Annotated in this window: 14 protein-coding genes; 11 read left to right on the top strand and 3 right to left on the bottom strand. The window is 72.4% G+C overall.

Annotation, left to right across the window (positions count from 1 at the left end; translation table 11 throughout):
• Nucleotides 1-25: 25 nt before the first annotated feature.
• The 7 genes from TR49_RS12265 (at nucleotide 26) to TR49_RS12235 (ending at nucleotide 5363) form a co-directional block, all read left to right on the top strand.
• A complete protein-coding gene (locus TR49_RS12265; RefSeq protein WP_052434231.1) occupies nucleotides 26-628 on the top strand; it encodes a class F sortase in 603 nt (200 codons plus the stop codon).
• Nucleotides 629-678: 50 nt separating this feature from the next.
• Nucleotides 679-1248, top strand: a complete 570-nt coding sequence (locus TR49_RS12260; protein WP_084724822.1) for an RNA polymerase sigma factor — start codon at nucleotides 679-681, stop codon at nucleotides 1246-1248.
• Nucleotides 1232-2161: a DUF4232 domain-containing protein gene (locus TR49_RS39905; protein ID WP_052434223.1), complete on the top strand. Its 930-nt coding sequence runs from the start codon at nucleotides 1232-1234 to the stop codon at nucleotides 2159-2161. The genes TR49_RS12260 and TR49_RS39905 overlap by 17 nt, the downstream gene beginning before the upstream one ends.
• 64 nt (nucleotides 2162-2225) lie before the next feature.
• On the top strand, nucleotides 2226-2690 hold the full coding sequence (locus tag TR49_RS12250; RefSeq protein WP_042380715.1) for a helix-turn-helix transcriptional regulator: 465 nt from the start codon (nucleotides 2226-2228) through the stop codon (nucleotides 2688-2690).
• A gap of 10 nt (nucleotides 2691-2700) precedes the next feature.
• A complete protein-coding gene (locus TR49_RS12245; protein ID WP_042380898.1) occupies nucleotides 2701-3108 on the top strand; it encodes a VOC family protein in 408 nt (135 codons plus the stop codon).
• 139 nt (nucleotides 3109-3247) lie between these two features.
• Nucleotides 3248-4513, top strand: coding sequence for a glucarate dehydratase family protein (locus TR49_RS12240; protein ID WP_042380713.1), 1266 nt, complete (start codon nucleotides 3248-3250; stop codon nucleotides 4511-4513).
• 97 nt (nucleotides 4514-4610) lie between these two features.
• Nucleotides 4611-5363: a PIG-L deacetylase family protein gene (locus TR49_RS12235; protein ID WP_042380711.1), complete on the top strand. Its 753-nt coding sequence runs from the start codon at nucleotides 4611-4613 to the stop codon at nucleotides 5361-5363.
• 15 nt (nucleotides 5364-5378) lie between these two features.
• Here TR49_RS12235 and TR49_RS12230 read toward each other — a convergent pair whose 3' ends face one another.
• Nucleotides 5379-6131, bottom strand: coding sequence for an SDR family oxidoreductase (locus TR49_RS12230; protein ID WP_042380708.1), 753 nt, complete (start codon nucleotides 6129-6131; stop codon nucleotides 5379-5381).
• Between the two features lie 90 nt (nucleotides 6132-6221).
• Between TR49_RS12230 and TR49_RS12225 the strand changes: the two genes are divergently transcribed.
• Entirely contained in the window at nucleotides 6222-6701 is a 480-nt protein-coding gene (locus TR49_RS12225) for a winged helix-turn-helix transcriptional regulator (RefSeq protein WP_084724821.1), read from the top strand.
• Here the strand turns inward: TR49_RS12225 and TR49_RS12220 are convergent.
• Complete coding sequence (locus tag TR49_RS12220) at nucleotides 6685-8256, bottom strand: multicopper oxidase family protein (protein WP_201776177.1); 1572 nt, start codon at nucleotides 8254-8256, stop codon at nucleotides 6685-6687. The genes TR49_RS12225 and TR49_RS12220 overlap by 17 nt on opposite strands.
• Before the next feature lie 205 nt (nucleotides 8257-8461).
• Here TR49_RS12220 and TR49_RS46660 point away from each other — a divergent pair, with 205 nt between their 5' ends.
• Complete coding sequence (locus tag TR49_RS46660; protein WP_084724820.1) at nucleotides 8462-8944, top strand: SAM-dependent methyltransferase; 483 nt, start codon at nucleotides 8462-8464, stop codon at nucleotides 8942-8944.
• Here the strand turns inward: TR49_RS46660 and TR49_RS12215 are convergent.
• Entirely contained in the window at nucleotides 8869-10206 is a 1338-nt protein-coding gene (locus TR49_RS12215) for a ricin-type beta-trefoil lectin domain protein (protein WP_042380706.1), read from the bottom strand. The two genes, TR49_RS46660 and TR49_RS12215, sit on opposite strands and share 76 nt — an antisense overlap.
• 266 nt (nucleotides 10207-10472) lie before the next feature.
• On the opposite strand from TR49_RS12215, the gene TR49_RS12210 reads away from it, so the two are divergent.
• Complete coding sequence (locus tag TR49_RS12210; RefSeq protein ID WP_042380702.1) at nucleotides 10473-11396, top strand: AurF N-oxygenase family protein; 924 nt, start codon at nucleotides 10473-10475, stop codon at nucleotides 11394-11396.
• Nucleotides 11397-11475: 79 nt separating this feature from the next.
• Complete coding sequence (locus tag TR49_RS12205) at nucleotides 11476-13143, top strand: FAD-dependent oxidoreductase (RefSeq protein WP_042380699.1); 1668 nt, start codon at nucleotides 11476-11478, stop codon at nucleotides 13141-13143.
• Nucleotides 13144-13145: the final 2 nt, after the last annotated feature.

Genomic DNA, 13145 nt, shown 5'->3' with positions numbered 1-13145 from the left:
GGCATGGTCGGCGCGGCCGGCCCGGATCGGCGTCGCGCTCGCGGCCTGCGGGCTGCTGCTCGCGGGCTGCGCCGCGCACGCGGACACGTCCCCGCCGGCGGCCCCGGGGTCGGTCGGCGGGTCCGCGTCCGCCCCGGCGCAGTCCGGCGCATCGGCCGCGCCGCTGGGCCGGTCGGTGCCGGTGGGGCTGACGATCCCCTCGATCGGGGTGCACGCCTCCGTGATGTCCGTCGGGCTCAACCCCGACGGCACGGTCGGCGTGCCGCCGATCGAGGCGAACGCGCCCGCCGCCTGGTACGACGGGACGCCGACGCCGGGCCAGACCGGTCCGTCGGTGATCCTCGGGCACGTCACCGTCGGGCAGTTCGGCGACGGGGTCTTCCTGCACCTGTCGCGGATACGGCCGGGCGACCGGATCGAGGTCGAGCGGCAGGACGGCTCGACGGCGGTGTTCACCGTCGACCGGGTGCAGACCGTCGGCAAGTCCGCCTTCCCGACCTCGGCCGTCTACGGGAACGTCGACCACCCCGCGCTGCGTCTCATCACGTGCGGCGGCCCGCACCTGAGCGGCGGCGGTTATCCGGACAACGTGATCGTCTACGCCTCGCTGACCGGGACCGCGCCCTGAACGTCGGGGTCCGGAACCGGGAGTGGGCCGCGGATACCGGGCCCGAGGTCATGAGGGGGGCGGTCACCGCGGATCGCACGGAACGCGCGGAACGCGCGGAGCGCGCGGGGCGCAGGGAGCGGAAGGAACGCCGCGCGGCGTCGGAGGAGGACGCGGCCGAGCTCTTCCGCAGCCTCTACCCGCGCCTGGCGGGCTGGTGCCGCCGTCTGGTCGACGACGACGGCACCGCCCACGAGATCGCCTCCGAGGCGTTCACCCGGCTGTGGGCGCGCTGGACCAAGGTCGACGAGCCGACCGGTTTCCTCTACGTCACCGCCGCCAACCTGGTGCGCGACCACTGGCGCAGAATGGAGCGCGAACGGCGCGCGCTGCGCCGGGCGGGTCAGGAGGAGTCGGTGCGGCAGGCGACGGAGGGCGACGAGCCTTCGGTGCGGCTGCTGGTCCAGTCGCTCCCCGAGCGGCTGCGCGACCCGGTGCTGCTGTACTACTTCGCGGACCTGCCGGTGCGCGAGGTCGCAGCGCGCCTCGGCCGCCCCGAAGGCACCGTCAAGTCCGATCTGCGCACCGCCCGCGAACTGCTCCGTGCGACCCTTGGGGGCTTCCATGACCCGATCCGCTGACCGCTTCGGCCCGGACGGCGACGCGGACGACCGGGACGACCGGGATGCCCTGGACGAACCGGGCGGTCCGGACGCCGAGGCCGACCCTTTCGTGCGGCTGGTCCGCGGGCCCGTCGAGTCGCTGCCCATCCCGGAGGGCGCCTTCGGGGAGCTGCGGCGCCGCGCGGTGCGCCGTAGACGTCGCCGGGCCGCGCTGAGCGCGACGGCGGGCGCCGGCGTGCTCGCGGTGGCGGTCTACTTCACCGGGGTGTTCACCCCGCAGGGCCCCGGCGAGGTCGTCACCCCGCCCGCGAGCGCGGGCCGCGGGCTGCAGACCCCCCTGCCGCTGCGGACCGCCACCGGTCCGAGCAGCGCCCACTCCCCCACCCCGACGCCGACACCGGACCCGACGACGAACACCCCGACCCCGGGGACGGGCGGCACGGCGACCCCGAGCACGCCCGCGGGCACCGGCGGCACGCCGACGGCGGGGACGGGAGGGACCGGCGGAACGCCGCTGTGCTCCGCAGCCCAGCTGGCGCCGCGCCTGGCCGGGGGCGATGCGGGCGCCGGACAGATCTACACCTACCTGGTCGTCACCAACCGCAGCTCCACTGCGTGCCATGTGAAGGGCTACCCCGGGCTGTCGCTGCTGGACGCCTCGGGCCGTCAGATCGGCGTGCCGGCGACCTACGTGCAACTGGCCGACGCGCCGGTGGTGCTGGCTCCCGGGGCTTCGGCGAGCGACACCATCCACACCGTGAACCGCCAGACGAACAACCCGTCGGAGTGCCTGCCGCCGTCGACCTCGCTGCGGATCTACCCGCCGGGCAGCCGCGCGTCGCTGGTCTTCCCCGGCCAGGTCACGGTCTGCCTGGGCACCTTCGAGGTGACGCCGTTCGGGCCGGGGGTCACCGGCAATCCGGCGAACTGAGGCGGGACGGTCGCCCCGACCGGATCGGACGGACCTGTCGGTGCCCGGTGGTAGCTTCGAAGACATGACGCCGGAGGAGCTGGCCAACCTCGCCCATCTGCGCCGGGCGCGCGATCTGATCGACCGGGAGTACGCCCGGCCGCTCGACGTGCCGACGATGGCGCAGCGCGCGCTGATGTCGCCCGCCCACTTCTCGCGGCGCTTCCGGGCGGCGTACGGCGAGACCCCGTACAGCTACCTCATGACCCGCCGCATCGAACGGGCGATGACGCTGCTGCGCGGGGGCATGAGCGTGACGGACGCGTGCATGGCCGTCGGCTGTACCTCGCTGGGTTCCTTCAGCTCGAAGTTCACCGAGATCGTCGGGGAGAGTCCGAGCGCGTACCGCGACCGCGACCACAGCGCGGTGGTCGCGATGCCCGCCTGCGAGGCCAAGGTGCGCACCCGTCCCACCCGCGAGCCGGCCTCCGGCGAGGCGCGTCGGGCATCGAGCAGGATTCGAGAAGCAGGCGGCGGAACGGCCGCCTAACGTGAGCGGCATGACCATCGCTCTCCAGTACTGCCACATCACCGTCAACGACGTCGACGAGTCGGTCGCCTTCTACCGCGACGCGCTCGGGCTGGACCTCAAGAACGACGTCGCCTCCGGCGGCTTCCGCTGGGTCACCCTCGGCAGCCCGGACCAGCCGGAGGTGGCCGTGGTCCTGTCCGAGCCGCACGCAGGCCGGTCCCAGGCGGACGGCGACGTCCTGCAAGAGCTGCTCACCAAGGGCGTCCTGCCGTCGACCATCTTCAGCACCGACGACGTCGACGCGACCTTCGAGCGGGTGCGCGCCTCCGGCGCCGAGGTGCTCCAGGAGCCGATCGACCAGCCGTGGGGCCCGCGCGACTGCGCGTTCCGCGACCCCTCCGGCAACATGGTGCGGATCCAGGCCACCAAGTCCTGACGTTCCCTGCTGCTCGCCCGTGCGATCCCGGCCGCCGTCGGCGGCCGGGATTGACGCGTTCGCGGAGGCGGTCATACGGTTCCCGAGGGTGTTCGCATAGATGTCCCGCGTTCACATACAGGAACCAGGAGCAGCCTGCATGAGCCGGATCGCCGCCGTCACCGTCACTCCCGTCGCGTTCCAGGACCCGCCGCTGCTCAACGCCGTCGGCGTGCACGAGCCCTACGCGCTGCGCGCGATCGTGGAGGTCACCACCGACGACGGCGTCACCGGCCTCGGCGAGACCTACGCAGACGAGGGCCACCTGGCCCGGCTGCGCACCGTGGCGAAGGCCGTCACCGGCCAGGACGCGTTCGCCCTGAACGGGATCCACGCCCGCGCCGCGCAGGCGCTCGCCGGGGCGACCGGCAGCGACGGCCACGGCCTGACCGGCGCGATCACCACCAGCGGCACCGTCGACCGGCTCTTCTCCCCCATCGAGGTCGCCTGCCTGGACATCCAGGGCAAGCTCCTCGGACGCCCCGTCAGCGACCTGCTCGGCGGGGCGGTCCGCGCGCGCGTCCCGTTCAGCGCCTACCTCTTCTACAAGTGGGCCGCCCACCCCGGCGGCGAGCCCGACGCCTTCGGCGAGGCCCTGGACCCGGCCGGCATCGTCGCCCAGGCCCGCACCATGGTCGACCGCTACGGCTTCACCGCCGTCAAGCTGAAGGGCGGCGTCTTCCCGCCCGAGCAGGAGATCGCCGCGATCCGGGCCCTGCGCGAGGAGTTCCCCACCCTGCCGCTGCGTCTCGACCCCAACGCGGCCTGGAGCACCGCAACTTCGGTCGAGGTCGGCAAGGAGCTGGCGGGCGTGCTCGAGTACCTGGAGGACCCGACCCCCGGCATCCCGGGCATGGCCGAGGTCGCCGCACAGGTGCCCATGCCGCTGGCGACCAACATGTGCGTCGTCGGCTTCGACGACCTGCCCGCCGCCGTGCGGGCGGGATCGGTCGGCGTGATCCTCTCCGACCACCACTACTGGGGCGGCCTGCAGCGCTCCCGGCTGCTCGCCGGGATCTGCGAGACCTTCGGGCTGGGCCTGTCCATGCACTCCAACTCCCACCTGGGCGTCAGCCTCGCCGCCATGGTCCACCTCGCGGCCGCCACCCCGAACCTCGGCTACGCCTGCGACACCCACTGGCCGTGGAAGCGCGAGGACGAGGACGTGGTCCGCCCCGGCGCCCTCACCTTCGAAGGCGGCTCCGTCGCCGTCCCCACCGCCCCCGGCCTCGGCGTCGAGCTGGACCGCGACGCCCTGGCCCGCCTGCACCGGCAGTACCTCGACTGCGGGTTGCGCAACCGCGACGACACCGGCTACATGCGCCGGGTCGACCCGGCCTACCGGCTGGTCCAGCCGCGCTGGTGAGCGCGGCTCCCCCACGCCTCCCTCGCGCGGCGGGATCGACGCGACCTGGGTAGCGTCGGGATGAGCGCCGTGTGATCCGTGATCCGTGGAGGCAGTCATGAGCGAACAGGCACCCCCGCCGCTGATGCCGGTGGACGAGGACTGGCAGACCGCGCTCGCGGTCGTGGCACACCCCGACGACATGGAGTACGGCGCCGCCGCGGCCGTGGCGCGCTGGACGGGGCAGGGCAAGCGCGTCGTGTACGCGATGGTCACCAGCGGCGAGGCCGGCATCGACGGGATGGACCCCGAGCAGTGCGGGCCGCTGCGCGAGGCGGAGCAGATCGCGTCGGCGGCCGTCGTCGGCGTGGACACCGTGGAGTTCCTGCACCACCGGGACGGCGTCCTGGAGTACGGGCTGCCGCTGCGGCGCGACATCGCCCGGCTGGTGCGCAGGCACCGACCGGACGTCGTCGTCACCACCAACTACCGCGACACCTACGGCGGCGTCTTCCCCAACCAGGCCGACCACATCGCCGCCGGGCGCGCCACGCTCGACGCCGTCCGCGACGCGGGGAACCGCTGGGTCTTCCGGGAGCTGCTGGACGAGGGACTGGAGCCCTGGGACGGCGTCCGGATGCTGCTCGCGGGCGGCTCCCCCGAAGCCCGCCACGGCGTCGACGTCACCGGGACCTTCGCCCTCGGCGTCGCGTCACTGGCCGAGCACAAGGCCTACCTGGCCGGCCTCGGCGACGGCGCCATGTCCGACCCGGCGGAGTTCCTCGAGGGCTTCGGCCGCATGACCGGCTCACGCCTCGGCGTCCGCTACGGCTCCGCCTTCGAGGTCGTCTCCCTGCGACCGCCGGAGTAGCCCCGGCCGCGCCCGTCAGCGCATGCCGCCGGACGCGAGGATGACATCCCCGGTGATCCAGCGCGCGTCGTCGGAAGCCAGGAAGGTCACCAGCGGACCGTAGTCGTCCGGGGTGCCCGTGCGGCCGAGCGGGGTGTCGGCGATCGCGCGTGCTTCCTGGGCCGAGCCGGGGAATCCCATGGCTCGGGTGCCCTCGGTGTCCGACGGCCCGGGCATGATCGCGTTGACCCGGATGCCGCGCGGCCCCAGCTCCTTGGCCGCGACGATCGTGAAGGCGTTGACAGCGCTCTTGGACGCGACATAGAGCGAGGCGTAGGGCGGGTGGGTCAGCGTGCCGGCCGTGGACACGTTGATGATCGACGCGGCACTGATGTCGTCCTGCGCGGCCAGGGCCTGCGTGGTGAGGATCGTGCCCAGGAGGTTCGTGGTCATCTCGCGCTGGAACTCCTCTTCGGTGATGCCCGACAGCGGCGCGAAGGCGGCGACGGCCGCGTTGTTCACGAGCACGTCGACCGGTCCGTACTCCTCGCGCGTCCGAGCGAACAGCCGGCGCACATCATCGCCGCGGGCCACGTCGGCCCGGACCGCGATCGCCCGGCCGCCTTGGGCGGTGATGCCCGCGACGACCCGCTCCGCCCCCGTCGCGTCCTCCCGGTAGTTCACCACGACGGCTGCGCCGCTCGCCGCCAGCGCTTTGGCGATCCCCGCCCCGAGACCCTTCGATGCGCCCGTGACGATCGCCGTACGTGCGTTGCTGGTGCTCACCATGACTCCTCGAACGTTTCGCGTTGACGAAGTCACCGTAGGAAAGCCGGTTACCGCTGGGAAGTACCTACTTTTTTGTAAGCTCCTCCTGTGATGGAAACTCAGCAGGTGGCGACGGCGAACCGGCTCCTGGCCCACGACACCTTCGACAGCAAGTGCGCGCTCAGGCCGATCATGGACCAGACGACAAGTCGCTGGGCGACGCTGATCATCTCCGCGCTCATCTCCGGCCCGCACCGCTTCGCGCAGCTGCACCAACGAGTCGGTGGCATCAGTCAGAAGATGCTGTCTCAGAACCTCAAGGCACTGGCCCGGGCCGGGCTCGTCGACCGCGACGTCGCGCCCACCAATCCGCCCCAGGTCACCTACACCCTGACGGAACTCGGTGGCAGCCTGGCCGGTCCGCTGACCGAACTCATCCAGTGGTTCGGCCGCCACGGAGACGAACTCCTCGCCGCCCAGGACCAGTACGACAGCCGACAGACGAGCACGCGATCAGCCCAGCCACCTCTGACCAGCGGGCACCCTGGTGTCGCTCCGCCGAAGCCCGCGCGGCTCACCGCACGACGTTGACGAAGCTCATCATCCCGTTGTCCTCGTGCGCGCCGATGTGGCAGTGGAACAGGTAACGGCCGGGGAAGTCGGTGAAGGCGATCCGGACCACCACCACGCCCGGCCTTCCGTGGGACGCGTAGGGGATCGGGACGGTGTCCTGGACGTGTGCGTAGGGCTGCGGACGACCGTTGACGGACATCACCTGGAAGTAGGACACGTGCAGGTGGAACGGATGGATCTCGCGGCTGGCGTTCACGACGGTCCACTCCTCCACCGTGCCGAGTCTCGCGGGAGTGGCGAACACCGAGGGGTCGTCCCCGGAGAACTGCCGCCCGTTGATGTAGAAGGTGTTCCCGTCGGCGCTCTCCGACAGCACCACCGTCCGGTGCCGCGCGATCGGCGCACCGCGCAGGTCCGGGGCGGCCGTGGGAATCCGGCCCGTGACCCTGGGCAGTCGGGCGGCCCTGGGGCCGCGGACGTCCAGGCGCAGCAGGCGGCTCTGCGGGTAGGAGTCACCTTGCGGCCCGGTGCTGTAGGCCAGGGTGCGGAGCCAGGCGCGGCCCGGTCGGGGGCAGGCGGTCACCAGGACGTCGAAGCGCTTTCCCGGCGGCATCAGCAGGTTCGTTGCAGTTGTCACCCTGGCCACCGGCGCGCCGTCCTCGCCGACGACAGTGAACCGGTACCCGTCGAGCCGGAGTTGGTAGAAGATGTCGGCCCCGGCGTTGACGATGCGCCACAGCTGTGTTTCGTCCGGGCGCATCGAGAGCACCGGGCGCAGTTGACCGTCGACCAGCCGGACGGTCGGGCTGTCCGAGTTGATCGCCGTCGTGGCGGTGTTCTGGACGATGTGGCCCTTCCGGTCGATCTGCATGTCCTTGAGGACCAGCGTGTGGGCGGTGATGTGACGAAGCGTCGCGGGGAGCAGGCTGCGGTCGTCGCCGACGACGATCGCGCCGCTGAGCCCGGCGAAGATCTGGTTCTCGACGTCGCCGACCATGGGCGGCGTCATGTCCGGTCCGCCCGCCGACCTGAACGGGCAGGTCCTGCCCATGGCGTGACTGTGGTACCAGTAGGTCCCCTGCTGCTGGCCCCGTGGAATCCGCAGCAGGTACGTCGCCGTCGCTCCGGCGGGAACGCAGCGGAAGGGATCGTCCGCCTGACCGGCCGGGTACACGTGCATGCCGTGGACGTGCAGGTTGGTCGCGACGCCGAGGTGGTTCACCAACTGGATGACCACGGTCGAGCCCGGCTCCATCCGCAGGGTCGGCGCGATGTACCGCCCGTCGTACGACTGCCCGACCACCCCCCGGCCGGAGATGTCGAAGCGCGTCCGGTGCGCGTCGAGCGTGATCCTCACCCGGTGACGCCCGGATGCGTCCGCGTCCACGGGATCCCGCAGGGGCCCCCCGGCCGTCATCCCCTTCTCCTGCTCGGCCGTCGTCGGCACCGGCTGGGACGCCGCGACCGCGGACCCGGCACCTGTCCCGCCGGCCACGGCCACGAGCACGGCGGCCAGGGCGAGGGCCGTGCGGCGCAGCAGCGGCCGGGACGTCTTGTCGCTCGCGAATCGCACGCAGGTGCCTCCGGAATGCAGATCGACGCTGGATCCCTCGTCGAGGGCTCCGCAGACTGCTACCCGGGCCCATGAGCAGGTTCATGCCCGCCCCCGGGGAGACCACCCGAACGGCACACCCGTTGTCTGCTGTGTGCGGCCGCACGGCCCGTGTGGCCACCTGGCCGCCGGACCACCGTCGACGTGATCGACCCGCGGGGCCGCCATGTGCCACGTTCCGCCCAGATATGGGCAGTTGACCTGGGATGACGAGCGGGAGGGCGAGGTGCGGACCCTGCTGGACGCCGTGCCGTCGGGCAGCCCGCTGGTCCTCAGTCACGCGACCGCGGATGCCAGCCCGAACCAGGTCGGCCGCGCGGGCTCGGCGTGCCGCGGCGGCGTCGGCATCCGGCCGCGCACCCGCGAGGGGTTCGCCCGCCTCGCCGAGGGCCTGGCGCTCGTCGGGCCGGGCATCGTCCCGCCCGCCGCATGGCGCTCCGAGCCGAACGCACGGGTCCTCGGGGCCGCAGGAGGAGAGCCCACGCCAGTGGGGGTCCTCGTGCATGACCTTGCCTCCGCGCACCGGGTGGCACCTCGAAGGTACCCGGCGCGCGGAGGCCCGATGGGCTCAGGTCACGGCAGCTTCCACTGCTGGTTGGCGGTGTCGGCGCAGTCCCAGATCTGGACCTGGGTGCCGGAGCCGCCGTAGCCCGTGTCGTCCAGGCACTTGTTGGACTGGGGGTTGTACAGCTCGCCGTTGGACTGCGGGATCCACACCTGGGCTCCGGTGTTGTTGCAGTCGTACAGGTCGACCGTCGTCCCGTCGGCGGTGCCGCCGCCGTTGATGTCCAGGCACTTGCCCAGCACGTGCAACGTGGTGCCGGCCTGGACGAAGGTCCACTGCTGAGCCGGGGTGCCGTTGCAGGTGTAGACCTGGATCGGGTTGAAGTTCGCGGTGCTGGCGGAGCGGTCGTCGAGGCAGAGCCCCTGGTAGCCGGTGACCGCGCCACCGCCACCCGTGCCGCCGCCCCCGCCACCGCCGCCGCTTCCGGTCGTGGTGTACGCGGCGACGTAGCCGACGCTCATCGTCGCGCCGGAGCTGGTGGCGGAGGTCGGCGTGGTGCAGTTGCAGACGCCGTTGGGGAAGCCGCCGCCCATCGCGAGGTCGAAGATGATCGACAGGTTGTGGTCGAAGGCCGCCTGCCAGGTGCTGGTGCCGACCTGGGCCTCGGTCACCTGGAAGTACTGGTTGCCGTCGAGGTAGAAGGTGATGTTCTCCGCGGCCGTGTTGGTGCGGTCGAGGATCATCGAGTACGTGTGGTAGCCGGTCTGGCAGCCGTTGCAGGCGGTCAGGCCGCTGCCGATGCCGTTGCCCTCGTTGCACGGGCCGCCGGGGTAGGTGCCGCAGTGGATCGTCCCAGCCACCTGGGAGCGGGCGTTGACGTCCTCCATGATGTCGATCTCGCCGTTCTCGGGCCACTGGCCGGGGCCGAGCATCCAGAAGGCCGGCCAGTAGCCGAGCCCGGAGGCGGGGTTGGGCTGCTGGATCTCCGCGGAGACCTCCAGCTTGCCGCCGGCGGGCGCGCCGACGTTGGCACTGGTGGTCTGGATCCGGCCGGAGGTCCAGTTGCCGTTGCCGTCCCGCAGGGCAGTGATGTCGAGGTGGCCGTTGCCGTCGAGGTGGACGTTGGCGGACGAGTTGGTCATCGTCTCGATCTCGCCGGTGCCGAAGTTGGAGCCGGGGCCGGTGTCGTACATCCAGTTGCCCGAGGGGGCCGCTCCGGAGCCGCCGGCGAAGTTGTCGCTGAAGACGGTCTGCCATCCGGCGGGCGGTCCGGGCACGGTGTCGGCGTGGGCGGCTCCGAACGGGGCGGTGATCATGACGGCCACCACGGTGGCGATCGTCGCGAGGGTCGCGAGGACGCGTCTGACCAGGCTGGGTCGGCGCGAACGGGCTGGGTCGGGCTGCATGCGGCTCCTCCGGGTGGGGGACGGGCGGAGCGGCCGGAGAGCGTTCTCCCGGCGGCCGTTGGCATGTTCCCGCCCTTCTCGCATCGGCGTCAAGTCTTGTGCACGTGATGCTTGCTGACGAGCCGTTGTCTTCACTTTCCGAAGGCGCGCCCTGTCGGCCGTGCTCCGACGACCTTCGCCGGGGGTCTTCCTCCCGTCCGGGTCTTGTTGTAATTTCTGTCAATAAGGGCAGCGGGGCCCGCGCCGAGCGTCACCCGGAGGCATCGATGGCACAGCTCACCACCGCAGCGCACGTCCACGGCAGAACACACACCTCCGCCGACGACGACGTCTCGAAGCGGCTCCTCGACTCCGCCGCGACGCTCTCCTTCGACCCTTCCGTCGAGATCGACTGGGACGCACCGCTCCCGGAGGACCAGTACGGGCTCAACCCGGAGTGGAGCACGCTCTACGGCACGCGCCTGTGGGAGGAGATGACCGAGCAGCAGCGGGTGACCCTCACCCGGCACGAGGTCGGCTCGATCATGATGACGGGCATCTGGTTCGAGATGATCCTGCAGCAGATGGTGCTGCGCGATCAGTACCTGAAGGACCCGGCCAACGCCGAGTTCCGCTTCGCCCTGACCGAGATCGCCGACGAGTGCCGGCACTCCATCATGTTCGCGCGGGCCTGCGAGAAGATGGGCGTGCCGCAGTACAAGCCGCTCCGCGCCTGGGCCGAGGCCGGGCGCGGCTTCAAGGCGTTGGCCCGCGCCGAGCTCGCCTACGGCGGCATCCTCGTCGCCGAGGAGGTCCTGGACGTGATGCAGCGCGACTGGATGCGCGGCGAGAACGTGCTCGAGATCGTGCGCGGCACCTCGCGGATCCACGTCGTCGAGGAGTCCCGGCACATGAAGTTCGCCCGCCAGGAGATCCGCGAGCGCCTGCGCGGTGCCGGGACGGCGCGTCGCCGCGTCAACGCCTTCGGCGTGGCCGCCGCCGCGTTCGTCATCGTCAGCAGCATGGTCAACAAGGGCGTCTACGCCGCGGCGGGCCTCGACACCGAGCGCGCGCTGGCGGAGGTGCGGGCCAACCAGCACCGCAAGTCGATGATGCGCACCAGCTCGCGCCACCTGATGGCGTTCCTCGCCGAGTCGGGTCTGCTGACCCGCCCCGCCGCCGGGATCTACCGGCAGCTCGACATGCTCTGACGGTCCGTCCGGCGCGTCCGACCGCAGCGCCTCTCCCCCACCCCCACCCCGCCGCACCGCGAGGACCCCACGACCTGCCATGGCTTACGCGATCACCCGGACCTGCTGCAACGACGCCTCCTGCGTGTCGGTCTGCCCGGTCAACTGCATCCACCCCACCCCCGGCGAGCCGGGCTTCGGCACCACGGACATGCTCTACGTCGACCCGGCCGCCTGCATCGACTGCGGGGCCTGCGCGGACGCCTGCCCCGTCGACGCGATCTTCCCCGTCGACCGCCTGGCCGGACCCGACCTGCCGTACGCGGAGCTCAACCGCCGCTGGTACGAGGAGAACCCGACCGACCACGCCTGGGGCGAACCGGAGTTCCCGCGCAGCCTGCCCGACGGCTTCGGCGACCTCAGCGTCGCGGTCGTCGGCACCGGCCCGTCGGCCGGGTACACCGCGCAGCTGCTGCTGCGCACCGCGGGCGCGCAGGTGACGATGATCGACCGCCTCCCCGTCGCGGGCGGGCTGCTGCGCCACGGCGTGGCGCCGGACCACCAGTCGACCAAACGCATCGGCGAGTCCTTCGCCACGACGTTCCACCACCCCGCGCTGCGCATGCACCTGGGCGTCACGATCGGCGAGGACCTCACCCACGAGGACCTGACCGCCTATCACCACGCCGTCGTCTACGCCGTGGGCGCGGCGGGCGACCGCAGGCTCGGTCTGCCCGGCGAGGACCTCCCCGGCAGCCTGCCCGCCACGACCCTCGTCGGCTGGTACAACGCGCATCCGACGGTCCCGGCCGACGCCGTGGACCTCTCCGCGGAGCGCGTCGTCGTGGTCGGCAACGGCAACGTGGCCGTCGACATCGCCCGGATCCTCCTCACCGACCCGGACGAGCTCGCCCGCACCGACATCTCCGACCACGCCCTGGCCGCACTGCGCGACAGCCGCGTCCGCGAGGTGGTCCTGCTCGCCCGCCGCGGTCCGGAGCACGCCGCGTGGACGCGCCCGGAGTTCCTGGCGCTGACGCACCTGGCGGGCGTGGACGTGGTGGTGGCGGACGCCCCCGGCGTCCGCGAGGCCATCGCGATGGCGGCGACCTCGGCGACGGCGACAGGGGCGGCGACGGGCGCGGAGGCGAAGGCGGCGCTGCTGGCCGGGCTGCCCGTCGAGCCGGTCGACTGGGCCGCCGCGCCGCCCGTCGGGCGGCGGCGGATCGTGCTGCGCTTCGGCGTCACGCCCATCGAGCTGCTCGGCGACGCGCGGATCGAGGGGCTGCGCGTCGCCGAGCCGGACGGCCGTGAGGCGACCATCGCGGCCGGCCTGGTCGTGCGCTCCATCGGCTACCGGGGTGTGACCGTCCAGGGGCTGCCGTTCGACGACGGCGCCGGCACGATCCCGCACGAGGGCGGCCGCGTCGTCGACCCGGCGACGGGCCGGGCGCTGCCCGCGACCTACGTGGTGGGCTGGGCCAAGCGCGGCCCCTCCGGCGGCATCGGCGCGAACCGCGACTGCGCCCGGGAGACCGTCGACGCCCTCCTCGACGACGCGGCCGCCGGACGGCTCCACCCGCCAGCCCACCGCATCCAGGACTTCGCATCCCTGGTCCGACACCGCCAGCCGAACGCCCTCGGCCTGCGCCAATGGCGCGCCGTGGACCGCGCGGAACGCGCCCGCGGCGAAGCGTCGGGCCGCCCCCGGGTCAAGCTGGCCACAGTCCCCGAGCTCATCGCCTCCGCCCGCCGCTTCCGCCGCTGACG

This window comes from Streptacidiphilus melanogenes, from assembly GCF_000787835.1.
GTDB classification, from domain to species: domain Bacteria; phylum Actinomycetota; class Actinomycetes; order Streptomycetales; family Streptomycetaceae; genus Streptacidiphilus; species Streptacidiphilus melanogenes.
The sequence above is the reverse complement of the archived record's forward strand: the minus strand, read 5'-3'. Positions and strand labels throughout refer to the sequence as shown.

Bases quoted from the DNA above. Each gene is read 5' to 3' on its own strand.
- TR49_RS12260 (WP_084724822.1), top strand. From the start codon at position 679: ATGAGGGGGGCGGTCACCGCGGATCGCACGGAACGCGCGGAACGCGCG.
- TR49_RS39905 (WP_052434223.1), top strand. From the start codon at position 1,232: ATGACCCGATCCGCTGACCGCTTCGGCCCGGACGGCGACGCGGACGAC.
- TR49_RS12250 (WP_042380715.1), top strand. From the start codon at position 2,226: ATGACGCCGGAGGAGCTGGCCAACCTCGCCCATCTGCGCCGGGCGCGC.
- TR49_RS12245 (WP_042380898.1), top strand. From the start codon at position 2,701: ATGACCATCGCTCTCCAGTACTGCCACATCACCGTCAACGACGTCGAC.
- TR49_RS12240 (WP_042380713.1), top strand. From the start codon at position 3,248: ATGAGCCGGATCGCCGCCGTCACCGTCACTCCCGTCGCGTTCCAGGAC.
- TR49_RS12235 (WP_042380711.1), top strand. From the start codon at position 4,611: ATGAGCGAACAGGCACCCCCGCCGCTGATGCCGGTGGACGAGGACTGG.
- TR49_RS12230 (WP_042380708.1), bottom strand. From the start codon at position 6,131: ATGGTGAGCACCAGCAACGCACGTACGGCGATCGTCACGGGCGCATCG.
- TR49_RS12225 (WP_084724821.1), top strand. From the start codon at position 6,222: ATGGAAACTCAGCAGGTGGCGACGGCGAACCGGCTCCTGGCCCACGAC.
- TR49_RS46660 (WP_084724820.1), top strand. From the start codon at position 8,462: ATGTGCCACGTTCCGCCCAGATATGGGCAGTTGACCTGGGATGACGAG.
- TR49_RS12215 (WP_042380706.1), bottom strand. From the start codon at position 10,206: ATGCAGCCCGACCCAGCCCGTTCGCGCCGACCCAGCCTGGTCAGACGC.
- TR49_RS12210 (WP_042380702.1), top strand. From the start codon at position 10,473: ATGGCACAGCTCACCACCGCAGCGCACGTCCACGGCAGAACACACACC.
- TR49_RS12205 (WP_042380699.1), top strand. From the start codon at position 11,476: ATGGCTTACGCGATCACCCGGACCTGCTGCAACGACGCCTCCTGCGTG.